Genomic DNA, 25625 nt, shown 5'->3' with positions numbered 1-25625 from the left:
TCTCTCCTCCGTTTAATCTCGTCTGCCATAAAATTTATGATATGCAACTAACGCTTCCATGTATTTGCAGAAAAGCAACAAACTCTCTTTATTGTCGCCAATCGCTTTCAAATAGCTAATAATATGCGCCTTTTTTACAAATTCTTCTACATCCTTTTCTCTGCCAGCTGCATAAACAAAGCGCAATCTGAGATATTGCACTTTCCCTTGAAGAGACTCCCTTAGTTTCTCACTTTTGCTATCTACCGCGTCAATATATACGCTGTTTACAAGTGATAAAAGATTCCGAATCTGAGATGAAGTAAGTGCAATACTCTTATTTCCCCGCCGATCTGTTTGGAGCATGTTTTTAATCACATCTTCCGCAAGATCTACATAATTCGTTGCTGTAAGTTTCTCCATTATTTCTCCTCCTTTTTGCGATTGAGGTACACAAACAAGTAAATTGCTGTGATCAATTGTTTTGTATCTTCTTCATTCTGAATCCATTTGTACATTTTCTGGGAGAATTCCTGATATAATTCTTTTCGTTCCGGAGTATCGTCTTTCTCAGGTTCTATCCGCGCCAGCAGATACGCATAGCGCGCAAGATTAATCCGATCTTTATCTTTATTGCGAATAAATCCCAGCATTTTATACAACATACTGTTTCCTTTTTCCGGAATCTTTTTGAAATAGTTCTGAAGCAAAGTCAGCTTTTCCCCGATTACCTGTTCTTTCAATTCATCCCAGCCATATGTGCTGCTTTCTCCCATTCTCTGCTCTTCCGGATAAAACAAAGTTATGCTGTTTTTTTCATCCTTTGATTTTGAACACTCTTCCAGCCTTCCGGTTTCATAAGCCATTGCGGAGATCGGATATTTCTCATGGAACATACCAATTCCCGCAGAAATCTTCAATGTACCCTGGCTGAACCGTTTCAAGCTGTCATTTAAATCGATAGCAAATCCTATCATATCATCCCAGGAACCAACTACAAAAACATCATCGCCTCCAGAGTATACAATCAAAGCGTTTCTGTATTCCGATTGCTTATCTCCTAATACAAACTGTGGGTTTCGCAAAACAGTATTGATATATAGTTTAAAAAAGACGGATAGCTTTCTGGAAAAAGCAGCTGTTCTGGAAAGACTCACATGGTCTTCATCAAATCCCGCAACAAAAGCCTGTCCGAGATTATCCACATCCGCTCGCAGCACTCCCAGCCGCCTTGCACCAGTAGCCGCACCTGCCAACTCTGAAAACTCTTTTGCCGATTTATAATCTCCTGTCCATAACTTGGTCGCAATATGTACTCCTGTGAACATTCTGTTCTTCCCATATGTTCTAACATAATATGGATCGTTTTTCATCCGATTGGTCAGCTGTTTTTCATCTTCCATAATCATATAGCAACCTCCAGGAAGAATCACCGCTGATATTTCCGGTTTTTGGGAAAGAATCACGACAAAATCCTTCTCCATAATATCATTTGCCAGAGTCTCCAGGCCATAACAAATCTCACACCGGTCATCATTCACCAGTCGATCGCTTCGTCCGCAGACCTTACACTCACGTTCATGCTCACCCTGCGTTTGACCATTCAGTATCCGAATATCATCACCGTTATATCGATGAGCCTTTTTTTCTGATAAGATGGACGAAACCTTATGAAAAATTCCTCTGTAAGTTCCTTCGCCTTTTGGCTCATTCATTAATTGATTGGCAGAACAGGGAACATATCCGATTGCCATATAAAGAGCCGTATCAAAATTATCCCGCAGCCATTCGTTCAGATGTTTTTCAAACTCATTTACATTTGCCCGGCACGTTTTCGTATTTGGAAGTAACAGATAGGCATGTCCCCCTCCAGTATAGATCAGGTTTGCTCTCGACAGTTCTAATTTACTTAACAATTGATCCACAATATGCTCCATCATAATCTCCAAATAAAAGGATCTTGCTCTGAGATTTTTCAGCGCCCTTGATGCCGTAATTGTATAAATAAAATTCTGAATTCCTGAAATATCCATACTACAGAGGAGGAAGGCCTCTTCATCATAAAACACCTTTCCTTCTTTAAATAGAGCCTTCCGAAAATCCGTAATTTGTTTTTCTTTTGTATAATCTAAAATACAAGAACCGACTGCCGCGGTAATCTTCACATGATCATACAGTGAAACATCTGCGATTTGTGTAGTCGATGTTGAGGATGGAATATAGGATAAATTCGCTTCCATGACCTCAAGAAGAGAATTAATATATTCGTCTTTCCATTCCATTCCTTTTAATACATTCCTGATGTTTTCTATAATCTTTCCGTAATCGGACTCTTCCAACGCATTTATCTTTTCCTCAGGATAGATAATCTCCCTTTCATCAGAAGGAAGTACCGTTGAATAGACATAGTTTTGGTGATTTCCATTTAGGATATTAAAAATACTGCTCAACGGGAGATCCCTTGCATACGGCGTGGAATTCTCTGATAACGCCTCTTCTCTGCGATCTACTCCCGCAGCAACATTGTCTGCCCAATATGTAATATAGGCCAAGGAATCGTCTGGTATTTCAGCTTTTTTTAAATAGGCCGCATGATGATACCGAACCTGCCGCAAAATTTCTTCATCTTCTATCCCAATTTCTTTCAGCCAATCATAACCCGACAGGCTATGATTTCTCTGATCAAGATAACGATAAAGGGGCTTTCCAATATCATGAAATAACCCTCCTACTACGATCTCAAGTTTCCTTTTATCCATCCTTCTTTTGCTCCTTTTTTTCTAACAGTTCAATTGCTCCCATCCCCATAGCGCATTTTATGCCGACGCCGGAGAATTCTCCAAACCGCAGCAGTAAATGGATCAAGTTCACCATCTGTTGAGGTCCGTCAATTTTCAATGTAACTGTTCCCAAAAATGCAGGAATTCTGATTCCTTCCATGTGAAAATATGTACTGTGCAAAGAATATCTTACAACATTTACATACTTATCAATATCATCCAGATTTTCTTTAAATCCAATTTCAGATTCCATCGAATACCGATCAAACTTACTGGTCAGACTTCGAAAAATATGCCATACCGTTGGGTAAAACTGGTATCTTCCTTCACTTTTAAACGCGGTTGGTGTTTTAAATTTAACTGTAACGTATCTGCCGCACTTAGAGAAAAAGGTATTCTTAAGTAATGTTTCATATTTCAACTGTAGCTTTTCCTTTTTCAGAATCTCTAATTTTAACTGCTTCTGTTTCAGATAAATGTGATCAAATTCTTTAGAAAGCAATGGCTCCAGCAAATATCTACTGCTGTCCTCATCTAGTGTATTTACTGTCCAAATAAGATGCTCCTTTTCGCTAAAGATCGCTTGGCTGTACGGTTTTATCCCATCTTCATGGAGCAGGTTTCCATACGTTTCCGGTACTACCTCCATCAGCGCTCCCTGAAATAAAGAGGAAATATTATGAGTGAAACCAGTATCACTTTTTTTCAATGTTATCATAACACGGCTTAACATAAGTTCTGATACATCCCTTCTATATCTTTCTATTAGAACAACCGCTCTTCTTTCTTACAGTATATGAAAAACACAGCGAAACTTCAACCCTTTTGGCGGTTTTGGTCAAATATCTATTGCCCTTCCACCCGCTCCACAGTATACTTTAAGAGAAAGAAAACAATATTACCAATTACCCGGTTATTATAAGGAGAAACGAAATGGATAAGATAACACTTTCCGATAGCTTTTTTTCGCTGGACTATTTGCGCTACGTTGTAACGAAGAGCGATGAAGGAGAATCCGTAATTTTGATTTACTTTCAATTTGAAAATAAAAGCGGAAAAACCGCAAGACTTTTTAATAGCATAGAGTTACTCGCTTTTCAGCATGGCATTGAACTGGATGGTATCTACATCGAAAAAGATATCCCTTGTCTGAACTTTCACAAATCCATTCTGACTGGCTATTCCATGACCATTGCTGCCCCTTATAAACTTACCGACTTCAGTGATGTTACCCTTACGGCTCGCTCTTATGAAAGCGATCTTGCCGCATCCCAGGTTTTAAAACTTTCTGCAGGAAATTCCTCTCCGAAATCCCCGGACAAATTCCCTCTTTCTGAACATAACACAGAATTTCCCGAATATATCCGGCTGCAGGCAGAAAAAGCGGTTGGGAAACCTCTTCCCCGCGATGCGGTACAATCTCTTGATATGAAATCCCTTCATTACTCTTACGCGAAAACGCATCCGAAAGGGGCAAGACGAGTATACTACCGCCCCAAAATAAACTGGATCGACAGGGATTTCTTTAGCTTTATCCTGGGTTATCTTCTTGCCCAGCATCTGTTTGAAGACAGTAATGAATCCGATATTTTTGAAACTGCCGTTTCGGAATCGCATGGATATGAAGAGCCCTATACAGAAGAATGGAATGAGGAAGGCATGGAAGAGCTTGAGGATATGGAGGACTTCGAAGAGCTGGAATCAGAGGATATGGAAGAATTAGATTTTGATGAATTCGATGAAAACAAATGGGAATCGGACGAGGAAAGCTTTGATGAAGAGCTCGGTGATGATTGGGATAATGACTCGACCGATTCCCTAGATGCGGAATTTACGGATAGTGATGCCTTTGACGAGTTTAGTGACTCCGGCGATTTCAATGGTTTTGGAGATATGCCTGATTAGATAAAAACATCGCTCACCTTTCCTCCGGCCACACAAGCTCCGGCTCCCGAACCGCCGCTGCCACGGTCACGCCGTTTCCCGCGTGCTTTTTCACAATCAGCCGCCCGTTTCCGCTGGCCAATACTGCCGCCCGCTCGCAGACGTTATCCACCCCGGTAATGGAGCTTACAAACTCGGAGACGCTGAAGTCGCCGCTTACCGCTTCCAGTTCCCGGGCGCTGTACACTTCAAAGGGAAGCCTCCAGGTTTCACAGAATTCCAAAAGTCCCTTTTCCTGCGCTTTCAAATCAATGGACGCTACCGCGCACATAGCATATGGAGAAATCCCACCATCCCGCAATACCTCCTGCACCATCCATTCAATGGCTTCCGCGGACGTCCCCTTCCTGCATCCGATTCCCAATACGACACAACGTGGAATCAGCTGCAGCGCCTTTCTGCTCCTGGGGCTTGCCGCGATAGAAATTTCCAGCTCCGTGCCGCTTCCCGGTCCTTCCGCCAATTCCTTCGGCGGCGTTCCCTGTATGGGAAAAGAGGTAAAGTATCCGATGGTTTTCCCTTCCAGAAGATCCGCGGACATCTGCTTTGCCAGTCCCATATCGCAAATGCGCATACTGTTTTCTCTGGCCCACTGATCCACCGCGAACAGCCCGTTCAGATCCGTGGCGGTTGTGATCACTGCCAGAGCTCCCAGGCCCTGCGCCAGTTCCTCCGCCAGCTCGTTGGCCCCGCCGATATGACCGGACAGCAGCGGGATCACATAGTTTCCCTGCTCATCTACCGCGATACAGGCTGGGTCCGAGGTCTTGCTTTTCACGAAAGGCGCGATAGCCCGCACCGCAATCCCCACAGCCCCTACAAAAATCAAGGCGTCCTGGGAGGAAAAGGATTCTTCCGTCCATTCTCTCAAGCTGCCGTCTGCCACTGAAAAGCTTTCTCCTCCCTGAAAAGTCCCTTTTTTATAGCCCTGGCACACATGTCCCATACGCGCCAGCAGCTCCACCATCCGCCCGCAGACCTCCGCGCCGGACGAAGTAAAACAAATTAACCGGATTTTCATCGCTTTATGCCTCCTTTTCCTTTCAGTATACGGGAAAAAGGAGCGGAACTCAACTGATTTGCGCAATCGCTCCCCCTGATTTTCGTACCTGAAACTCCCCGTCTTAGACCGTTTTGTACCCAATTTCCCTTTTTCTTTAATCGGGAACAAAAAGTTTACCTAGCCTAACTTGCAATCTTGTCGATTTTTATCGAAGATTGTAAATCATTGTCGAAATTGTTTGTAACAGAGCTACAATAACAGGTAGTTTCCACGCAGACGATTCAAATGTAACCCAATTTTTAACATTTTATGTGTCCGCAAATAATTTCCAAGCCAGTTGGGAACAGAAAAATACAAAAAATATGTCCGGCACCATAAAAAAAGGAATGGCCACACCCGCTGCTACAACAGATCCCGCCCGCGTCCCGGCCTATAGAAGGTCTCAACCAGCGCGGCATTTGCTATTTCGTCGTCCGGAACATCAGCCTCTTCAGCGCGCTCCACTTAAAAGGAATCACCGGGTACAGATAACTGCTGCCACCGATGGTTTTCGTCGTCACCAGCCAGAGAAGACCGATCCCCAGACCGATAGCCGCGCCCCAGATTCCCCATACAGCGGCGCCGATGAGAATCAGAATCCGCATAAATTTCACGCCATATCCCAGTTCAATGCTGGGCTGGGTAAAGCTGGCCAGCGCTACAATCGCCATACAGAGAATCGTCTGTGGAATAAACCAACCGGAAGATATGGAAAACTCCCCTAAAATCAGCGCCCCGATAACCGAAAGTGACATGCCCAGAGATTCCGGAGTATTCAGAGACGCCAGCTTGAGGCCGTCGATCGCCACTTCCAGCAGAATAAACTGCCAGAACAAGGAAATAGCGAAATTTTCATCCGGTACAAAGAAATCAATATTAATGGGAATCGGAATATCTCCCTGTCCGATGAGAAGATAAATTGGTGTCAGGAACAAAATTACGATCGCGTTGATAATCCGCAGGAGCCTGAAATAATTTCCTGTAATAAAAGGAAAATAATAGTCATCCACATCCTGTACAAAATCGAAAATTCCCGCGGGTACAATGAGAACAGTCGGGGAATTATCAATGATAATAGCGATTTTTCCCTCCGCAATATGGGCAGAAACCACGTCCGGCCGCTGAGTATAACGCACTTTTGGAAAAGGATTCATCCAGTTTCTCCATTTCTGCATCCTTCCCAGAGCCTCCACAATGGTCTGCTCTCCAACAGTCGTCGTGTCCAGTTTGAGGCTTTTCAGATAGAAAGAGAGCTTTTCTACCATTTTTTCATCTGCCTTCTCTTTCATATAAGCAATTGAAACATCTGTTTTACTGGTTTTCCCCACTACAAACGCTTTGAAAATTAAATTATTATCTCTAAGCCTTCGCCGGATTAACGCAATATTCGTCATCAGGGTTTCCGTAAAGCCATCTTTTGCTCCCCGCAGAGACTTTTCCTTGGAAGGCTCTTCCACCGACCGTGACGGATAGTCCCGAATATCCACAATAATAATTTCATCATACCCGTCGATCAGCACCGGAAGCAGCCCGGAATAAAGATGCTTTAGCGCTGTATCCACATCCGCCTCCGTCAAGGTGTCCAGATAAGGCATGTTGTATTTAATAAACTCTTTGGCTGTCTTTGCCCGTTCCATAGCCTGCGGCGGAATCGCCAGCAGAAAAGACATAACAAGCTGTACGACGGATCCCTTGGTCAGCCCATCTACAAAAAACATCGTCGTATTTTTTCCGCCAATGCTCAGATCCCGTTCCATCACATCAAAGCTTTCTCCCAGAGGAAGCTTGTTCCGCATTTCCTCCAGAAGATGATTATATTGATTCATAGTCCCATCACTCCTAACAAATCTATCTTTAGTTTGTCAGAATTGGAAAATCTCATTCATTTTTTTATTCACTCAGAAAAGCCTTTATAATCCGCGCCAGTTTTGTGCCTTCCATGACGTAACTAGAGTGGGACTCTCCTTCTAGGATCTCCAGACGGCTGCCCGGAATATTGGCGGCCAGAAAACGGGTGTGAGATTCCTTTATCATGTCCCGACTTCCAGCTAGGACTAGTGTGGGAATGGAAATCCTGTGTAAATCGGACTCTGTCAGATGAGGCTGGGTCAGTTCCATTTTCAAAAGCGGATCGCCGGAAAGACGATATTCTCGTTCCATCGCCTTCCGATCCTCTGAGCGGAGGCCGTCGGGACTTGCGTTGGCCCCGCTGATGATTAACTCCGAAAGCAGATCCGGATCTTGAGAAGCGAGAAGCAGCCCAGTGATCCCTCCATCGCTGAATCCATATAAAACCGGATGGTCGAGCTTCTTTGCCTTGATAAAGGCTTTCATGTCATTTGCCATATCTTGATAATTATATTCTTCTACTGCGCTACTGTTTCCATGTCCTCGACTGTCGATAGCGTAAACCTTATAATCCTGGGAAAGTTCTTCCATTACCGGTTCAAAATCCCGATTGTTTCCTCCCCCACCGTGCAGCAAAATCAGTGGCCTGCCACTCCCGGCTTCCAGATAGGCCAGTGTAACTCCGTTCACTTCGATGAAACGCTCTTCTGGAACCTGCTGGCGTCCGCATCCTGCCGCCACACAGAAAACCAACACAAACAGCCCCAGCAGGCAGACAGCTCTTTTTTCAAATCCCATATCCTACTCCTTTCCCTGTGGAGCGTCTTTTATATCGAAAAGTCTTTTGTTCTTCATCCCCCGAGCCGCATCTGTGGTATACTAAATAATATACCAAAAGGCAGGGAGGCAATCATTATCATGTATCAAATCGAACGAACTGTCGGCAGCAGCCATATGAACACAAATGGAGAAATGCGCCTTTCGGCTGCTGTCGATTTTATGCAGGACTGCTGCTGTTTTCAACTGGACAGTGAAAAAGAGCTGACAAACTACTTTGTGTCCCACAATATTACCATGTTCCTTATTTCCAGGCAAATCAATCTTATCAAACCCGCCCATTATGGAGACAGGCTTCTGATACGGACATCCATTTACCACCTTCGTACTTCTTACGGATTTCGAAATACCATGATCTATAATGACAAAGAGGAGCTTCTGATTTCCAGCTATGCTGGCGGAGCTTTCGTGAACATGAACAAGGGCGGTTCAACCATTATGCCCAAGGAAATCCTTCGGACCATAACGACGGATGATAAATTTGAAGGGATGCATTATCTCCCACGCAAAGTTTCTCTGCCAAAAGAAAACCCGGAAAAAATCTTTCCCGCGGCTCCTGTTTACCATTATTATATCGACCACAATCATCATATGAATAACGCCCGTTATCTGGACGTTGCCCAGGAATATATTCCTAACGGGTTTATATTTCATACCTGCCGCATTGAATATAAAACCGGCGCCCGTTATGAAGATACCATCCTTCCAGTCCGCTATCATCCGGAACCGGGCATCTGGCTCATTTCTCTTCAGGATCCCCATGGGCGGATTTTTGCCAACGTAGAGTTTCGCGCTGCCTCACAAAGCAGAGACCTTCCTGAATAATAGGCAGAAACGTACTGCCTCGGAGAACATAGGAGCTGTGGCTTTCTCCCTGCGCAATTCGCAGTCCGCTCACCGGGATCGCCTCCGCGATCCGCTTTGTATGCTCCTTTCGGATCACATCCCGCTGGCCGGCAGTCACCCAGACCGGAACGGAAATCCTCGCCAGATCCTCCTGCGAAAGATTGGGCTCTGTCAACATGAGGCGCAGCTTTGGCGAGCGGGAGAAAAACCAGGCAGCGCGGTACATCCATAGCGGAAACCTTTTTAAACCTTTCGGATTCAGATTGGCGCCGCTGATAATAAGACCGGACAGCAGATCCGGTCTCTGAGCGGCAATAAGAAGACCGGTAATTCCTCCGTCGCTAAAGCCGTAAAGACACGGCCGGACCAACTGCAGCTCTTCTATCATGCTGATAATATCCTCCGCCATATCCTGGTAGTGGAACTCCCGAACCGGACTGCTCTGACCATGCCCTCTGGAATCAGGCCGATAAACCGTCCATTCTTTTGCCAGAGCGTCGACACTTTCATCGAAGATGTGATGATCCTCTCCATTTCCATGGAGCAGAATCAAAGGGCGCCCCTTTCCCTGTTTTTCATAAAACAGCTCTACTGCTCCAACTGCCAGAATCATTTCCCGTTTCCTTTCTGCTCCACAGGCAGACTAACGGTAAACACTGTCTGCTGCTCGTCGCTCTTTACTGAAATCGAACCGCCGTGAGCGTCCACAATTTCTTTGGCAATTGCAAGGCCCAGACCCGCGCCGCCTGTTTTCGTAGATCTGGAAGAATCCAGACGGAAAAACTTTTCAAAGATCAGTTTCTGCTGGCGCTCTGGAATCGGGTCCCCATGGCTGACTACTTCGACCAAAACCATTGAGACTTCCTGGCTTGCCTTTATCGCAATCTCTGTATCCGGATAACTATAAGATACGGCGTTTTTAATGATATTGTTGAAAACACGAGCCAGTTTATCTCCGTCACCTTTATAAAAAAGTGTTTCTGGCGTCTCAACATGAATACTTTTTCTATCCGGTTCCAACAGAGGATAGAATTCATCCGCCATCTGCTGCAGCAGCAAGCCAAGATCCAGCTTTTGTTTATTGATAACAATTGTCTGAAGATTAAATCTCGTAATTTCAAAAAACTCTTCCGTTAGCTGTTCCAGCCGATATGCTTTATCCAAAGTGATCCCCACATATTTTGCCCTCTGATCAGCCGGCATTTCCGGAACCTCATCCAGCAGGCTCAGATATCCGATGATGGATGCCAGGGGCGTACGCATGTCGTGGGCCAGATAGGTAATCAGATCGCTCTTGCGCTGAGATTCCATCTGCAGCAGCTGTTCATGACGCTGCGCCCTCAGTCGCTGCGCTTCAATGGTATTTTTCATTTCCTGGGATTTCCGACTGTTGGTATAATTCATAATCAGTACAATAATCGCGCTGACGATCACCAGAACAGCGATCATAACGCCGATAATAAAATTTTTAAAATCCGCCCAGTTATAAAAGACCGGATATTCTGTGCCGTCTGCCGGGATACGTTTGATAAAGCGGCTGTAAAACCACTCTCTGAAAATTCCGTTTCCGAACAGATCAATAAAATGCGCCAGAAAAATTCCCGCAAAGGCAATTACAACACCGATAATCACAATCTTTACAATTACGATATTTTTATTTCTCAATTTTATATCCCACTCCCCAGATCGTCTTGATATACTTCGGGCGTTCCGCGGAATCCTTCAGTTTCTGGCGGATATGCCGCACATGCACCATAACCGTATTATTGCTGTTCTCAAAATACTTTTCCTGCCATACCTGATTAAAAAGTTCCTCTGAGGTAATCACTCTGCCTTGATTTTCCGCCAGAGTCCATAAAATCGCGAATTCGGTAGGCGTCAGATCCACCGGTTCCTCATTGAGCCGGCACTCATGGGTATCCTTATTTAAAAACAAGCCCCGAATCGTAAGGACATTCTCTTCCTGTCCTCCTGTATTATACTGGGTAGAGCGACGAAGCTGCGCTTTTACCCGCGCCACCACTTCCAGAGGGGTGAAGGGCTTTGTAATATAATCATCCGCCCCCATGGCAAGGCCGGTCACCTTGTCCAGTTCTTCTCCTTTGGCGGTCAGCATAATGATCGGGAACGTATGGCTTTCCCGGATCTTTCTGCAAATTTCCAGTCCATCTATATCCGGGAGCATAATGTCCAAAATTGCCAGATCCACCTTCTCGGATTCCACACACTCCAGAGCAGGCTTCCCCCGATAAAATTTGAATACCTGATAACCGTCATTTTTCAGATACAGTTCCAGCAAATCCGCGATTTCTTTTTCATCATCCACAACTAATAAGTTCATTTCCTTCTCCATTTATTTTCACCTCTGATCCCATTTTACAGGCCGCGCCGCGGCTTTTCACCCGATTTTAAGAAAGATTAATCAAAACTTAAGAACTTGCATCTATCTGTATTATACGAAAAGCCCCGCTTTCTGACAAGAGAAAGCAGGGCTTCTACTGTAAGGGTCTATAACGGTGTCACTTTTCCTAAAATCGTCTCAATATCCGCGGCATCCGCCTTCCGCGGATTCGTAGCCGTGCAGGTATCAGCCAGCGCCGCCTGAATCATATCATCCTTTACCGCAAGGACATCTTCCACTTTGATATCCAGTTTTTTCAGACTGTCCGGAATGCCAAAAACATTTTCCATCTCCCGGATTCTGCGGATCAGGCTGTTTACAGCTGTCTGTGTATTCGCGTAAGGCAGCCCCACAAGCTTTGCCATACGCTGATATTTCCGCGCGCACACGGTCTTTTCGGAAGCGTCTGTATTCGCGTTAAACTCCATTACATAAGGCAGGACCAGGGCGTTGCTTCTGCCATGGGAAATATGAAATTTTCCTCCGATGGTATGGGCGATACTGTGGCAGATTCCAAGACCTGCCGTATTAAACGCCATTCCTGCCAGGCAGGCGGCGTTGTGTACCTTTTCCCTCGCTGTCAGATCCGCTCCGTCTTTGTATGCCTGCGGAAGGAAGCGGAACAGGAGCGTCGCCGCTTTTTCCGCCAGAGCGTCCGTAAAGTCTGTCGCCTCCGTAGACACATAGGCTTCCAGCGCGTGGGTCAGCGCGTCCATTCCGGTATCCGCCGTAATGGCGGGTGGCACCGTTTCTACCAGTTCCGGATCCAGGATTGCCACCATCGGCTGCAGAGACTGGCTGACAAGAGGATACTTCACCCCCTCCTGCGCATTGGTAATGACCGAGAACTTTGTTACTTCCGATCCGGTTCCGCTGGTGGTCGGAATCGCGTAACATTCATCAACGTCCACATAATTCATCTGGCGCGCCAGTTCCCGGATCGCCTTCGCCGCGTCAATGGCAGAGCCTCCTCCTATGGCAATCATGACTTCCGCCTTACATTCCGCAAGGCATTTAATACCGTCCGCTACAACTTCAACCGGCGGATCCGGAACAATATCACTGAAAACAAATACCTGGCAGGAGGCGAGCCGCGCTTTGATTTTATCCGCGACTCCTGATTCCACAATAAATTTGTCGCATACAATCAGCACACTCTTATTCTGGATTTCCTCAAGCCTTCCCAGCGCGTTTTCTCCAAAAAATACGTGTGTTTGAATACTGAATTCTCTCATGTTACCTTCTCCCCTTAGTGTGACGTACCGAAAATATTCAAAATTACAACTCCAGCCAGAATGAGAACAATTCCCACAACAGCGCCCGGCGTAATCCCCTCTTTAAAAACAAAGACGGAAATCAGCGTAGAGACTACGATTCCGAGACCGGACCACAATGCGTAAGCAAAACTCAGATTGATGTGCTCCAGCGCCTTGGCAAAGCTGTAAAAGCAGATTGCGTAAGATAGAATCGTAATCACAGAGGGCCATAGTTTCGTAAAGCCCTCTGTCGCCTTTATAAACGATGTTCCCAGCAGCTCCCCTGCAATTGCGATTGCTAAATATAAGTTGTACATTACGGGTAACTCTCCTCCTCTGTTTTATTCTAGCGTTTATGATAAACGGTATGCAAGAGCTTCTCTGACAGCTCGCCCAGCGGCTTCTGATAAAATTCCTGATAAACCCGCTGGATCTCCGGATTGTCCATGGAGTTGCGAAGCGTCATCTTCTCATCTTCCGCATACATGCTGCCAATCCGGCTCACGCGTATCGGATCAACGACCGGAATACAGTTCATCTGCGGCTGCCCGGCTCCGCTGATGCATCCGCCCGGACAGGTCATAACTTCCACAAAGTGATAACGGGAGATATCGCCCTCTAAAAATTTCGCGGCATTGGCGGTTCCGTAAATAACCGCGACGCGAATGGTTGCGTCCCCGATTTCAACAGAAGCTTCCTTGATGCCCTTCATTCCTCTTACATCCTCAAAACGCAGGAGTTTTCCGTCCGCTTCCCTGCCGGTCAGACTGCGGTACGCCATACGAAGCGCCGCTTCCATAACGCCGCCTGTATTTCCGAAAATCACGCCCGCTCCGCTGCCCTTGCCGAGCAGAGAATCAAAGTCCTGATCCGTAAGACTTTCAAAATCAACCTGTTCTTCCCGCATCCACTGCGCCAGTTCTTTCGTGGTGATTACATAGTCGTTATCCCGCATTTCCGGGCACCCCAGAAGTTCTCCGGCGTCATTCAGTTCCGGTCTGCGGATTTCCGCTTTTTTTGCCGTGCAGGGCGTTACATTGACCGTCACGATGCGTCTCGGATCCAGCCCCTGTTTCGCGGCGAAATAAGTCTTAATCGTCGCTCCCTGCATGCCGATCGGACTTTTCGCGGAAGAAATATGCGGAAGCTTGTCCGGATAATAGGTTTCCACAAACTTCACCCACGCCGGACAGCAGCTTGTAAACTGCGGGAGCGGCCCGCTGTTTGTCAGAATCCGCTGCAAAAGCTCGCAGCCTTCTTCAATAATCGTCAGATCCGCGGAAAACGTAACGTCAAACACATAATCGGCTCCCAGCGCTTTCAGCGCCGCTACCATCTTGCCTTCCACATAGGTGCCCGGTTTATCCGTAAAGGCATCCCCAAGTCCCACACGAACGGACGGTGAAGTGGAAAATACAACCACTTTTTCCGGATCCCGAATCGCGACCTTTACCAGTTCCACTTCTGATTTTACCTGGAGCGACTGCTCCGGACAGCTGGCGCTGCACTGGCCGCAGTTAATGCAGGACTGCGCGGTTTCTCCTCCCGGAGGAACCATACGCCTTCCCGCGACTCCGATCTCTTCCTGGCATACAGCAAGGCAGTGCCCGCACTCTACACAAAGCTGCGCGTCTTTGACAATCGCAGGATTGCTTTCTGACACGGAAATACAGCGCTCATAGTTTTCCATTTGCATTGCAATGCACTCCTTTCCGTTTAAAGTCCAAGGCCTTTCCGCTTTTCTATAATCACCTGTTCCAGTGCCTTAGCTGAAGATTCCACATCCGTATCTACCATCAGGCATCCGCCGGTCAGGTCTTTCATCTGCTTCGTCAGAACATCCAGAATCACCGGACTTCCAGTTACAAACGGCGGCAGTCCCAGATGAAGGGTAAATCCTAACGCCAAGGCAAATGCTCCGTCAGCAAGCGCCTGTTCTTCCAGCCACTGCGGCGCGGAAATCACAACCGGAAGCTGTGGGATATCCACTCCCAATTCACGCGCAATATCTCCTGCCACCAGTTCCATACGGCCAATCGCAAGACATGGGCCGAAATTCAGCACAGGCGGAATTCCCAGCGCTTTGCAGACCTCTTTCAGTCCCGGGCCCGCCAGCTCCGCTGCCTCTCTGCTCATAAGTCCGCAATTTTCCAGACCGCCGCAGGTACAGCCCGCGGAAAGAACCAGAATGTCCCTCTTAATCATTTCCTTCGCAAGTTCCACCGTGTAAACGTCATGACCCTTGGCACGAAGATTCGAACATCCGACAATCCCCGCGATACCCTTGATTTTTCCCTCTTTGATCAGATTGATCAGTGCGGAATAATTACCACCTAAAAAGCTCTTCAGCGTTACTTCCGTCACGCCGGTAATTGCTTCCATGTGACCATGCTGCGCCATCGGGTTGCTCCGTCCGCCCTGCGGGGCAATCAGAGACTCCAGCGCGTTCTGCAGATCGGAAGGCTCCATCCGGGCAGATGATAATCCGCTGAAGGCATTGCTGAAACGCTTCAGCAAATCCTGACCCTGTCCTCTTGTACCGCGAATCCGATAAGAAGCCAGCGCCTTAGATACAATGTTCTGACTGATCTCGCGCCGCCTTTCATACTGATACGGATCATACTCCGCGTTTGCCTTCTTTGCCACATCGTCGATGCAAACCTGCGGAATCTGCAGGCTGTCGCAGATGGGTTCAATTCCCGGAAGCGTACAGTTAAATTCGGAAACCACCAGATCGATGCAGCCTGTCGCAAGAACCGCTTCACTGGTATAGTTGTTTCCCGCGTGGCCGCAGAACACATCACAGCCTGACGCTTTTCTCAGCTGGAAGTCCTGACCTACGCAGGTACAGCCTACAATCTTTACCGCCTTTGCTCCGGCTTCCTCCGCCATTTTCCGCACTTCGTCCGATGCCAGATATGCTTCCAGATCACTGAACAGCGCGTGCTGATGGCCGGTAACCATAATATTAATACACTCCGGATCGATTACATTCATTCCAACCGGATCAAACCCGATTTCCCCTTCTCCCATGAGAATGTCGTTAATCAGATTCGTCAGAACCAGCCCGTATACCCCGGTGGAAATCCCAAGCCGCAGACACTGCATCAGCATGTTTACCGGATCCGAATTCAGGTTGGTGGATGTTTTCACAACCGCGTTGAAAATCTCATCCTTGGCCCCTCCCGGAAGGATGCCGAGCTTTTTCCAGGTTTCCACTCTCGCCGGATAACCGATTTTTTCAACCAGTTCCATCTTTTCATCAACCGGGCGATACAGATCCTCCTTTACCGCCTGGGCGATCTTTTCCGCTTTTTCCCAGTCGTCTCTTCCTGTAATCTGCAGCGCCTCTGCCAGTCTGGAGAGCGCCGCGCCACTTTTCAGCGGCGCTTTTTCTTTCGCCGCCTTCTCCAGCTGCTTTGCCGCGTTTTCCACAACATGAATGTAACAGCCTGAACCAGCCGCTACGCTGCGCAGGAAATTCCTTGCCGCAATGGTATCCGCGTCCGCTCCGCATACCCCTTTTGGTCTCGCGGGAGAAAGGCGGCACGGTCCGTTGGAGCACAGCCTGCAGCAGACACCCTGAAGTCCATATCCGCATTTATTCTGCTGATTTACCATCCTGTGATGCGAAGTATCCACATCCAAACCTTCGATAAAGGATGCCAGCACCGGATCCGCGTCCGGACAGATCATTTTTCTGTTTTCCATTCTTTGACCTCCCTGTTCCCTCAAGGATCCGAAAATGCAAAGGGTGGATCTTGCAATCCACCCCGCACTCTCGTTTACATCAATCCCTTATTTTTCTTCGCTTTTATGAGGAAGGATATCTTCCACTTCCGCATGAGGACGAGGGATTACGTGAACAGAAATCAGTTCGCCGACTCTCTGAGCAGCAGCAGCGCCTGCGTCTGTCGCAGCCTTAACAGCTCCAACGTCTCCTCTTACCATTACAGTTACCAGTCCGCCGCCTACATGTTCTTTACCAATCAGGTAAACATTCGCAGCCTTTACCATAGCATCGGCAGCCTCGATAGAACCTACTAAACCTTTTGTTTCGATCATTCCCAGTGCATCATACTTAGTCATCTTTTTTTCCTCCTAAAGAAATTTTAAATTTTAACTTTATTTTTTAATTTTAATTTTTGATAACGAATTAATACTCATAGCGTTGGCTTCTTCCGTGTCTACGTGACATTCCAAAGCTGACGCGTCGTTTGCCCGGATAGCTACATTCGCGTAAGTACCGCCTCTCGGACCTTCTACAATTATATCAACAATCTGTCCGTCATGCACGCCGTAATTCGCGGCATCCTGCGGTGTCATATGAATGTGTCTCTGAGCCACGATCAGGCCTTCGCTGGTCTGTACGGATCCTTTCGGGCCTACAATCGTAATTCCCGGTGTTCCCGCCAGATCTCCGGATAATCTCGCCGGCGCGGTAACTCCCAGTTTGTAACCGTCACCTGTCAGGATTTCCACCTGGGTCTTGCTGCGAACCGGTCCCAGAACACGAACCTTTTCAATCGCGCCTTTCGGACCGCAGATGGTAACAGTCTCTTTACAGGCGAACTGTCCCGGCTGTGATAAATCTTTAATCGGGGTCAGCTGATAGCCTGCGCCAAACAGCGTATCCAAATCTGCCTGCGAAAGGTGCAGGTGCCGGTTTGAAACTCCTACCGGAATTCCATCCGGCTGGCCAGCGGGCTGTGCTGTCTGGTTCCCTGACTGGACTGCTTCTAAGAGCAGTTTCAAAACAGCCTCATAGTTTGGATTTGCCATCTTATTCTCCCTTCATCGCTTTTACCAGCTCATTAATCATATCTGTAAGCGCTGCCTTGTCAATCGGCTGGTCACTTGCGACCGGAGCCTGTGCCGCCGCTGTGCTGCCTCCGCAGCACGCGCTGTAAGTAATGCCGCTGTTGTTTCCGTTCTGATATTCAGCAGGTGACAAATATTTTGCCGTGCTGCCGCAGTTCGGAGCAGAAGTCGGCGCTGCCGGGGGAACCGGTACCGGTCTTCCGCAGCTTGATGTCGCTGTCGCCGGTGCGCATCCGCCTGTCGCGCATCCTGCCAGTTCCGGATGATTGAAAGTCGGATCGTCTGCCGCCAGTGTGGAGCAATTCTTAATTCCGTAAGCAACCTTCTTCATATTGATCAGGTGCAGCGGACTTACATTTTCGGAAACCGAGCTGCCGCCCCATGTTCCGCATCCCAGTGTAAAGGATGGCAGAAGTCCGGTGCTCGCTCCTGTACCGCCCATGCTGCTTCCGGTATTTACCAGGATTCTGGAAGCCGGTTTTCTTGTAAATTCCATTACAACGTTTCTGTCTTCCGTATGCAGACTCATCGTATGTCCGATTCCGTTCTGCAGAAGCTCGATGCTCAGTTCGCAAGCTTCGTGCCAGTCTTTTACTACATAGAATGCCAGAACAGTTGTCAGTTTTTCATAGGAAAGCGGGTAACCATCGCCAACTCCGCCCTGAGGTCCGATGAGCACTTTCGTGTCTTCCGGAATCGTAATTCCTGCCGCAGTGGCAATCCGGAACGGAGATCTTCCTACGAACTTAGCGTTCATGCTGTGTCCGCCGTTTTTGAAGAGCAGCTTGCAGACTTTGTCTGTTTCTTCCGGCGTCATGAAGTATCCGCCCTGTCTCTTCAGTTCCGCGATAACCGCGTCTTTATTACATTCTTCACAGATGATGGACTGTTCGGAAGCACAGATTGTGCCGTAGTCGAAGGTCTTACTTGCGATAATATTGGTAACCGCCTGCTGAACATTCGCGGTCCGTTCAATGTAAGCAGGGGAGTTTCCCGCGCCTACGCCCAGAGCCGGTTTTCCCGCGCTGTAGGAAGCTTTTACCATTCCCGGACCACCGGTGGCGATAATCATTTTTACTTCTTTACTGTGCATCAGTTCATTTGTCGCAGGCATGGACGGCATGGAAATGCATCCGATGATGTTTGCCGGAGCACCTGCTTCTACCGCTGCCTCGTACATCAGCTCCGCTGCCTTCTGCGTACATTTCGCAGCGGAAGGATGCGGTGAAAATACAATCGCGTTTCTCGCCTTAAGCGCGATAATCGATTTAAAAATTGTTGTGGAAGTCGGATTTGTGGAAGGCACAATTCCCATCAGGAGTCCGACCGGATCCGCGACATCCATTGTTCTTGCCACCGGATCTTCGTTCACAATTCCGATTGTTTTCATATCTTTAATAGAATCGTACAGCAGTGTAGAAGCCATATGGTTCTTGTATGTCTTGTCCTCAACCTTACCAAATCCCGTTTCCTCTACTGCCATCTGAGCCAGCATGACCGCGTTTGCCTCTGCCACCCGAACCATGTTGCGGATAATTTTGTCAATCTGTTCTTCATTGTAGTTTGCAATCTGTTCGGTCGCGATCTGTCCCAGCCGGGCCAGATTTCTGACTTCCTGCACAGACCGCAGATCATAATCCATATTTTCCATATGTGGCACCTCCTTTTTTTATTGTTTCTCTTTATTTTTGACTGTAGTACTTTCTGAACTCCTCCAGCAATTCCATTTTGTTGGCCTTCGATACCATTCTGCCTGTGATACCAAAGTCGTCATACTCTCTTGCCAGATTCCTCAGTTTTACTACTCTGCATTTTTCAATGGTTTCTATTGCTTTATCAAGTCCTGCTTTTTCTACCAGGCGATCCATATCTTCTTTGTGCATTTCCGCGACATCTGTTTTCAGATCCGGATCATTATCGGCCGGTGCTGTTTCTTCCTCTGACTTCGCGGTCTCCTCCGGCTCCGGCTGTTCAGCCTCTTCTCTAAGCTCTACATCCGGTTCCGGCTCTTCTTCCGGTTCCGGCATTTCTTTTCTGCGCTCTGAAATCGGAGTCGGCGGCAGGATCGTCTCTCCCAGTTCACTGTGAGGTCTTGGAATTACATGCTGGGAAACAAGAAGTTCTTCCCCGATTCTCGTAACCGCCGCCGCGCCTGCGTCTACCGACGCTTTTACAGCCGCTACATCGCCGGTCACGGTAATTGTTACAAGTCCTCCTCCTACGAAGGTTCGTTCGAGAAGCCTTACTTCCGCTGCCTTCAGCATGGCATCCGCACTCTCGATAGACGCCAGCAGACCTTTTGTTTCAATCATTCCGAGTGCTTCCATCGGTTATCCTCCTTGTCTTAATGTGTCGCGTAGAACACTTTTACTTTATCAGGAGATCCGAAGGTCAGCTTCGCACCGTTCTGGAAGAACAGCGCGTCTCCCGGATGAGCGGTATAGACTTTTCCGTCTTTTTCTACCGTCAGCGTACCGTCTACCACATAGTAGATTTCCTCGCACGCTACATCCCATGGGAAGCTGCAGTTTTCAATCGTCATAAAGCCCGCGTTCATGGACGAACCGTCATCCGCGCCAATCAGTTCATTGTAGAACACCTTGTCCGCAGGATTTCCTGTGTCCAGAACATCCCATTTTGCAGTGTTTCCGCGTACCAGCTTTACAAGGCCGTCCGGATCTTTTTCCGCAATGTAGGGCTGTTCGCAGCCAATCTGCTGCAGCACGTCACCAAGCGCTCCTTTTTCCATCAGAGCGGTCAGCGCTTTGTAAATCAACTCGCTGTCAATTCCGTTCTGAGCCGGAGCTGCCGGAGCCGCAGCCGGTGCAGCCGCACTGTTACAGGCTTGAGGTGTCGGCGCCGGCGGAGCTTCTGTTGAAAATTCGATTCCGCACGCAGCAGCCGCATCTTTGGCAGACGGAGTGATCAGCGTATTGTCATCAATATACATGACCTTCTGACCCTGCTTTTCCAAAGCCTCGACTTCTTTTGCACAAATCAGTTTTTTCATGGCTTCACATCCTTTCATCTATTTGTACAATCCTGAAATAATCTTCTATATATAAATGCTTTCGCCTTCTGCTGTTACAGCAGAGACGGCACAAGCCTGTCGGATGGAGAAGGAATTACTTCCGCGTTTACGAGAAGCCCTTTTTCTTCCGCAATCGCCTGACCCGCGGCAGTACCGGACTGAACAGCCGCCACATCGCCGGTATAGGTGAAGTAAGCTTTTCCGCCGAGCCCGTTACCCAGCCTCAGTTCAATCGGTTCAATCTCTGCGGCTTTCAGAATCTGATCCGCGCAGATAATCATTGTTGCCAGGGAGAAGGATTCCATAATTCCTACAGCCTGAATCCGTTCCGGCATCGTGGCTCCGGTAATCGCCGGGAACACTCCCGGATCGACATTTGGAATCACGATAGAGTCAACGAAGAACTCTTCTGCCATACGTTCTCCGATCTGAACGGAATCTTCCACAGCCGCCACATCTCCATGGACAATGGCGATATATTTTCCCGGACAAGTGCTCGCCGCAGTTACGATTTCAACTTCCGAAATCTTTACCATCTGGTCTGCCGCGTAAATGCCACGGGCAATACTGTTAAATTCAACCATTCCTATTGCTCTCTGCATCTCAGTTCCTCCTTATCTCAATATAGTCCGCCGTCACTTCAGACACGGTTCCGGAAATGCTGGCATGAATCGCGGCACCCAGACTTCCTTCCGGAATTCTGCCGATCATCTGCCCTGCCTGAACCTGTGCCCCCGCGGAAACAATCGGTTCAGCCGGAGCACCGACATGCTGTCTTGTCGCAATCCGGATGGTCTGAGGAACCAGACCTGATTCGGTCATCGGAGCCGGGAGATCAAAGGATCTCAGTCCCAGTCTCGCAATCAGACGTTTGCTCGGAACCAGACGGAGCGGTCTTACGCTTCTCGCCTCAAATTCCGTTTTTTCCGGTTTATAACGGATATTCTGCTCGGCCAGCTTTTCTTTGAAATAAAGATTTGCCATCTTCGGATGAAGCCCTGCCGGACACGCAAACAGTTCACACATATTGCACTGGCAGCAGAGCTGCGCGATTTTCTGTCCTTCCAGGTCATCAATGGAATAGTTCATAACTCGCATCATCTTATGCGGCTGCATGTTATGACCCAGAAGATATCTCGGGCACATATCCGTACACATGCGGCACTGTTCGCAGGTCGCTTTGTTTACTCTCTTTGCCTGTTCCATCGTAACTGATTTTTTCCGAATCAGGAAATGATCTTTTTTCAGGATAACAAACCCTTTGTTTTTCTTCGTTACAAACCCGCCGATATCCGCCATTACAGGTCCCATCATCGGACCTCCGTCGATCACCGCGTAATCTGAAAAATCTTCAATTCCGGAAAGTTTTAATACATCCATAATCGGAGTTCCCACCGGAACTTTTACCGTCAATCTGTTCGGGATATCACCTGCTACGGTAATGTATTTTTCCGTAACCGGCTGTCCCTGAGATGCTTTGTAAATATTCAGCGCGGTTTCGGAATTGACAACCACGCATCCGACCTGAATCGGAATGCCTGTCTCCGGAACCACTCTGCCGGTCAATTCGTATACCAGCACCTGCTCGTCACCCGCAGGATAGATATCCGGAAGTTCATGCACTCCTACATAATCTCCCATCGACAGAGCCTGAATTCTCTCTTTTAATAGCTCAATGACTTCCTTATGTTTCTTTTTTATACCGATCAGCGCCTTCTTTGCGCCCACCAGTCTGCCGGCCGCTTCAAATCCTCTGATGATCTCATCCGGATACATGGCCATCAGCTGCTGGTCTACCCGCAGCAGAGGTTCACACTCCGCTCCGTTGAGAAGGATGTATTCTGCTTCCGATGTGAGCTTTGCGTGAGTAGGAAATCCCGCGCCGCCCGCACCGATAATGCCGGCATCTTTTATCTGTTCAAGAAGACCCATCTTCGCACCTCCTTTACTCAAACTCGCAGTCTTCGTCAATAATTCCAACTACAACCGCGTCCACAGGGATATCATCGTTTCCCAGCATGCGCCGGGCTGAAGAACCCGTTGTAACGATGACCCTGTCGCCGATTCCGGCGCTTATAATGTCTACCACGATGATTCTGCGCCCCGCTTCGCTGCCTCCGCCGATGATTTCCGCCTGCATCAGCTTCAGTCCGTTCAAAGACTCGGCCTTTCTCGTAGACCAGATATGATCCACCAGTCTTGCTGTTAACATATGTCCATACCCTCTTCCGCTTTATTCTTGATATCTCGGAGCGCCGACTCCACCGAAGCCGTATCTCCGAAAATCGCGAGCAGAATCATATTCTGCGGGCAGCTTCCCCGAATATCTTCCACTGTAACGCCTACGGCTTTTTCCGCAATGTCCGCGGCCACAACCATTTCGATCATTCTTCCCTGTACCAGACCGACTGCTTCCATACATGGTGGAGTCTCGGTTCTCGCGGAACCTTTTCTCCGCATCAGGATATCAATCGCGCCCTGGGAAGGTGCCTTAATGATTCTGAATTCCATATCAGGCCTCCTGCATTTCTTCCTGTCCGCAGCTCAAAGCGATTCCCAGAGGCGTCACAAACATCGGATTTTTCGGCTTATGAGTAAACACTCCGGTCCGCTTTTGAATAACGTCCTCAATACCTGTCAGACAGCAGGTTCCACCTACCAGAGAAAGCTCCTGAACGTCAAAGTCTTTAATATGCTGACTGATAATGGAAGACACTTTCTCAATCACCGGCTGAAGAACCGGCATCAACTCTCTGTGATTTTTCTCTTCCCGCTTGTAAAGTTCCGCTTCTTCAAAGCTTTTCCCATACGCTCCGGAGATTACCAGAGAAAAATGCGTTCCTCCTGTTGGCTCGTCCGCTATATACACGACTTTCCCGTCTTTCAAAACGGAAATTCCCGTCGTGCCGCCGCCGATATCAACAACTGCTCCGTTTTTCATTTTCAGCACTTCATTTGCTGCCGTCGATTCATCCAGCAGGTTTGTCAGTTCAAAACCCGCTCCCTGAATGACATTTTTAACTGCCCCTGAATCCAGCAGGTCCGTCCCCGGTGGAATCGCCCCCGCTGCGTAAATAAGCTCTGTCCCAAGTTTTTCCTCTATCTCTTCTTTCAGTTCTCTTACGATCTGAACTGCCCCGATATAATCAACTACCATGCCGTCCCGTACGACATCCGCATAGCGATAAGCTCCCGCTACCGGACGCCTGTTTTCATCTAGCACCGCGATCACTACACAAGCGGTTCCCAGATCCACACCTGTGTAATATACCGAAGATTTTTCCCGAATGGGATGTTTTATCGCTTTCTCAAAATCCGCGACCATTTGATCACAATATTCAAAGGTTACATGTTTCTCTGACATTCTTTTCCTCCTAATGCGCCGCAAATCATTTGAGACAACGTATTGATAATCTGATTCAGGGCACCTGCCACCTGTCCGCGCAGCCCCTCATCCTCCAGGAAGTCTTCCAGATCAAGCTCCAGTTCTTCCAGTTCGCTGCGCAATCTGGCAAGCAGCAGCATTTCTCTGCCCTTCTCCATCTGCATATGGAACTCGGTTATTTCAAAACAATCCCCGAGATTTTCCGCAAAATTATCACTGTTTATCCCGCTGCACGCGTTACAGGTCAGATTTCCAGCGCTGCAGGTTCCTTCCGGGACTTTTCCGAAGTGTGAAAACTGCCGGTAAAGCTCCGTCACCTGCTGCGCCATACACACATCTCTTTGGAGGAGTTCCTCCGCGGTAAGCAGAAACAGTGCCTGCAGCGATTTCACTCTGCTGCAAAACTTTTTCTTCTTCCGTTCTCCCAATGGAGCCGGATCGGGTTCTTCCGTTTTTACAGCGGATTCTTTTTTGCCTGTGAAAGGATCATTTCGGTCATACATGTCGATTCCCCGATCAACCAGAAATTGTCTGGCTCCCGGAGTCAACCTTTCGCCAGGCTGCAGATCGTAGTTCGTAAAGGGCTGTCTTTTATACAGGTCTCGTAAGTCTTCTTCCGTTATAAATTTCATTCTTAGCCCCCTTACCTTCCTTTCAATTCAAACAAATAACGTTTTAGTTCCTCAATGCCAATGCCGTTCGGGACACTGATTTTAAAATAAGGCTCCCGTACACCAATCTTCTTTAACTGCCGGATGCACGTTGATTCATTTTCCGGCGCCAGATCGCATTTACTAATGACTCCCACCGCCGGACAGCGAAACGCTCTGACAAATCCATGGGAATAGATTTCCGGGCATCTCGACTGATCCACCATTACTACGATGCACCACGCATCCTGCGCCAGCGCAATCATATGCTTGTACATATCGGTATTTTCGATATACGCGCTGGGTACATCAATGGTGTACGGTCCATATATCGTATCCTGCGTCCTCCGGAGAGGTCCGTCATAATCGTTAATGGCATTGACAAGTGTTGTCTTTCCGCACCCACGGGGCCCAACTACTGCAATTCTTTTTTTTCTCATGTCCTTGTTATTGGAACAGTGGTAAAGTCCAGCAGACTGCAGAGTGTATCCGTTACCGCCTTGAGGGCAGTCTCCACGCTCTGCACGTCCCCTGAAATCACCACGGACCCGGTAAAGCGGTCCAGGAATCCGATTTCCACATCCGCAGTCTTCGTAGCAATATCCGCGGCAATAATGGCAGTCTCATAAGGGGATAAAGTTAAAATTCCGATGGCACCCTTGTCGTCGATCCCAAGCCGTTCATAAATATCCGACATGGGGGAGGCGATGACATGGGCAATTGTAACCTGTTTTCCAGGTACGGATTCTTGTATGATGCGATCCATCGTTTTTTCATTCATAACTCCCATAGCTGTCACCTTTCT

General features: G+C 47.9%; 28 protein-coding genes and 1 pseudogene. 2 read left to right on the top strand and 27 right to left on the bottom strand.

Features of this window, described 5'->3' with window-relative positions; all coding sequences use genetic code 11:
- Positions 1-12: 12 nt before the first annotated feature.
- Genes csm2 through cas6 form a run of 3 tightly spaced genes read right to left on the bottom strand, consistent with a single transcriptional unit; the run spans position 13 to position 3408 of the window.
- Positions 13-402 carry a type III-A CRISPR-associated protein Csm2 gene (gene csm2 / locus H9L42_RS07705; RefSeq protein ID WP_187302816.1) on the bottom strand — a complete coding sequence of 130 codons (390 nt, stop codon included), beginning with the start codon at positions 400-402 and terminating at the stop codon, positions 13-15.
- On the bottom strand, positions 402-2738 hold the full coding sequence (cas10, locus tag H9L42_RS07700) for a type III-A CRISPR-associated protein Cas10/Csm1 (RefSeq protein WP_187302815.1): 2337 nt from the start codon (positions 2736-2738) through the stop codon (positions 402-404). Before cas10 ends, csm2 begins: the two co-directional genes overlap by 1 nt.
- Positions 2731-3408 carry a CRISPR-associated endoribonuclease Cas6 gene (gene cas6, locus H9L42_RS07695; protein WP_187302814.1) on the bottom strand — a complete coding sequence of 226 codons (678 nt, stop codon included), beginning with the start codon at positions 3406-3408 and terminating at the stop codon, positions 2731-2733. Before cas6 ends, cas10 begins: the two co-directional genes overlap by 8 nt.
- 284 nt (positions 3409-3692) lie before the next feature.
- Here cas6 and H9L42_RS07690 point away from each other — a divergent pair, with 284 nt between their 5' ends.
- The gene (locus H9L42_RS07690; RefSeq protein WP_187302813.1) at positions 3693-4664 is read left to right on the top strand and encodes a DUF5067 domain-containing protein; all 972 of its coding nucleotides are present in this window, start codon (positions 3693-3695) and stop codon (positions 4662-4664) included.
- 13 nt (positions 4665-4677) lie between these two features.
- On the opposite strand, the gene H9L42_RS07685 is transcribed toward H9L42_RS07690, so the two are convergent.
- The 4 genes from H9L42_RS07685 to H9L42_RS17360 form a co-directional block, all read right to left on the bottom strand.
- Positions 4678-5724, bottom strand: coding sequence for a cobalt-precorrin 5A hydrolase (locus H9L42_RS07685; protein ID WP_187302812.1), 1047 nt, complete (start codon positions 5722-5724; stop codon positions 4678-4680).
- A 443-nt stretch (positions 5725-6167) separates the two neighbouring features.
- The gene (locus H9L42_RS07680; protein ID WP_187302811.1) at positions 6168-7571 is read right to left on the bottom strand and encodes a spore germination protein; all 1404 of its coding nucleotides are present in this window, start codon (positions 7569-7571) and stop codon (positions 6168-6170) included.
- 64 nt (positions 7572-7635) lie between these two features.
- Positions 7636-8283, bottom strand: coding sequence for an alpha/beta fold hydrolase (locus H9L42_RS07675; RefSeq protein ID WP_415929429.1), 648 nt, complete (start codon positions 8281-8283; stop codon positions 7636-7638).
- On the bottom strand, positions 8280-8393 hold the full coding sequence (locus H9L42_RS17360; RefSeq protein ID WP_415929430.1) for a hypothetical protein: 114 nt from the start codon (positions 8391-8393) through the stop codon (positions 8280-8282). Before H9L42_RS17360 ends, H9L42_RS07675 begins: the two co-directional genes overlap by 4 nt.
- A 118-nt stretch (positions 8394-8511) precedes the next feature.
- Between H9L42_RS17360 and H9L42_RS07670 the strand changes: the two genes are divergently transcribed.
- Positions 8512-9255: an acyl-ACP thioesterase domain-containing protein gene (locus H9L42_RS07670; protein WP_187302809.1), complete on the top strand. Its 744-nt coding sequence runs from the start codon at positions 8512-8514 to the stop codon at positions 9253-9255.
- On the opposite strand, the gene H9L42_RS07665 is transcribed toward H9L42_RS07670, so the two are convergent.
- The 20 genes and pseudogenes from H9L42_RS07665 to eutS all read right to left on the bottom strand — a co-directional run bounded on the left by H9L42_RS07665 (position 9170) and on the right by eutS (position 25601).
- Positions 9170-9889 carry an alpha/beta fold hydrolase gene (locus tag H9L42_RS07665; protein WP_187302808.1) on the bottom strand — a complete coding sequence of 240 codons (720 nt, stop codon included), beginning with the start codon at positions 9887-9889 and terminating at the stop codon, positions 9170-9172. The two genes, H9L42_RS07670 and H9L42_RS07665, sit on opposite strands and share 86 nt — an antisense overlap.
- Positions 9886-10941 carry a sensor histidine kinase gene (locus H9L42_RS07660; protein ID WP_243235706.1) on the bottom strand — a complete coding sequence of 352 codons (1056 nt, stop codon included), beginning with the start codon at positions 10939-10941 and terminating at the stop codon, positions 9886-9888. The genes H9L42_RS07665 and H9L42_RS07660 overlap by 4 nt, the downstream gene beginning before the upstream one ends.
- The gene (vanR, locus tag H9L42_RS07655; RefSeq protein WP_187302807.1) at positions 10931-11617 is read right to left on the bottom strand and encodes a VanR-ABDEGLN family response regulator transcription factor; all 687 of its coding nucleotides are present in this window, start codon (positions 11615-11617) and stop codon (positions 10931-10933) included. The genes H9L42_RS07660 and vanR overlap by 11 nt, the downstream gene beginning before the upstream one ends.
- 167 nt (positions 11618-11784) lie before the next feature.
- Complete coding sequence (locus H9L42_RS07650) at positions 11785-12912, bottom strand: 1-propanol dehydrogenase PduQ (protein ID WP_187302806.1); 1128 nt, start codon at positions 12910-12912, stop codon at positions 11785-11787.
- A gap of 14 nt (positions 12913-12926) precedes the next feature.
- A complete protein-coding gene (locus H9L42_RS07645; protein ID WP_187302805.1) occupies positions 12927-13250 on the bottom strand; it encodes a DMT family transporter in 324 nt (107 codons plus the stop codon).
- A 29-nt stretch (positions 13251-13279) separates the two neighbouring features.
- Positions 13280-14623: a [FeFe] hydrogenase, group A gene (locus H9L42_RS07640; protein ID WP_187302804.1), complete on the bottom strand. Its 1344-nt coding sequence runs from the start codon at positions 14621-14623 to the stop codon at positions 13280-13282.
- 26 nt (positions 14624-14649) lie between these two features.
- On the bottom strand, positions 14650-16644 hold the full coding sequence (locus H9L42_RS07635) for a carbon monoxide dehydrogenase (RefSeq protein WP_243235705.1): 1995 nt from the start codon (positions 16642-16644) through the stop codon (positions 14650-14652).
- Between the two features lie 87 nt (positions 16645-16731).
- Entirely contained in the window at positions 16732-17022 is a 291-nt protein-coding gene (eutM, locus tag H9L42_RS07630) for an ethanolamine utilization microcompartment protein EutM (RefSeq protein ID WP_187302803.1), read from the bottom strand.
- 36 nt (positions 17023-17058) lie between these two features.
- Positions 17059-17715 carry a phosphate propanoyltransferase gene (locus H9L42_RS07625; RefSeq protein WP_187302802.1) on the bottom strand — a complete coding sequence of 219 codons (657 nt, stop codon included), beginning with the start codon at positions 17713-17715 and terminating at the stop codon, positions 17059-17061.
- 1 nt (position 17716) lies between these two features.
- Entirely contained in the window at positions 17717-19405 is a 1689-nt protein-coding gene (locus tag H9L42_RS07620; RefSeq protein ID WP_187302801.1) for an acetaldehyde dehydrogenase (acetylating), read from the bottom strand.
- Positions 19406-19811: 406 nt separating this feature from the next.
- Positions 19812-20081: pseudogene (locus tag H9L42_RS17440) on the bottom strand (BMC domain-containing protein); the annotation flags it as partial.
- 17 nt (positions 20082-20098) lie between these two features.
- On the bottom strand, positions 20099-20764 hold the full coding sequence (locus H9L42_RS07610) for a cupin domain-containing protein (RefSeq protein ID WP_187302799.1): 666 nt from the start codon (positions 20762-20764) through the stop codon (positions 20099-20101).
- A 74-nt stretch (positions 20765-20838) separates the two neighbouring features.
- Complete coding sequence (locus H9L42_RS07605; RefSeq protein WP_187302798.1) at positions 20839-21387, bottom strand: BMC domain-containing protein; 549 nt, start codon at positions 21385-21387, stop codon at positions 20839-20841.
- A gap of 1 nt (position 21388) precedes the next feature.
- Positions 21389-22717: a 4Fe-4S dicluster domain-containing protein gene (locus H9L42_RS07600; RefSeq protein WP_187302797.1), complete on the bottom strand. Its 1329-nt coding sequence runs from the start codon at positions 22715-22717 to the stop codon at positions 21389-21391.
- Between the two features lie 13 nt (positions 22718-22730).
- On the bottom strand, positions 22731-22997 hold the full coding sequence (locus H9L42_RS07595; protein WP_187302796.1) for a EutN/CcmL family microcompartment protein: 267 nt from the start codon (positions 22995-22997) through the stop codon (positions 22731-22733).
- Complete coding sequence (locus H9L42_RS07590; RefSeq protein WP_187302795.1) at positions 22991-23296, bottom strand: BMC domain-containing protein; 306 nt, start codon at positions 23294-23296, stop codon at positions 22991-22993. The genes H9L42_RS07595 and H9L42_RS07590 overlap by 7 nt, the downstream gene beginning before the upstream one ends.
- A gap of 1 nt (position 23297) precedes the next feature.
- Positions 23298-24149 carry an ethanolamine utilization protein EutJ gene (gene eutJ, locus H9L42_RS07585; RefSeq protein WP_187302794.1) on the bottom strand — a complete coding sequence of 284 codons (852 nt, stop codon included), beginning with the start codon at positions 24147-24149 and terminating at the stop codon, positions 23298-23300.
- On the bottom strand, positions 24131-24802 hold the full coding sequence (locus H9L42_RS07580) for a hypothetical protein (RefSeq protein WP_187302793.1): 672 nt from the start codon (positions 24800-24802) through the stop codon (positions 24131-24133). Before H9L42_RS07580 ends, eutJ begins: the two co-directional genes overlap by 19 nt.
- Positions 24803-24813: 11 nt before the next feature.
- Complete coding sequence (locus H9L42_RS07575; RefSeq protein ID WP_187302792.1) at positions 24814-25260, bottom strand: EutP/PduV family microcompartment system protein; 447 nt, start codon at positions 25258-25260, stop codon at positions 24814-24816.
- Complete coding sequence (eutS, locus tag H9L42_RS07570; RefSeq protein ID WP_465270653.1) at positions 25257-25601, bottom strand: ethanolamine utilization microcompartment protein EutS; 345 nt, start codon at positions 25599-25601, stop codon at positions 25257-25259. Before eutS ends, H9L42_RS07575 begins: the two co-directional genes overlap by 4 nt.
- Positions 25602-25625: the final 24 nt, after the last annotated feature.

The organism is Zhenpiania hominis, from assembly GCF_014333425.1.
GTDB classification, from domain to species: domain Bacteria; phylum Bacillota; class Clostridia; order Peptostreptococcales; family Anaerovoracaceae; genus Hominibacterium; species Hominibacterium hominis.
This window is presented reverse-complemented; position numbering and strand designations above follow the sequence as displayed.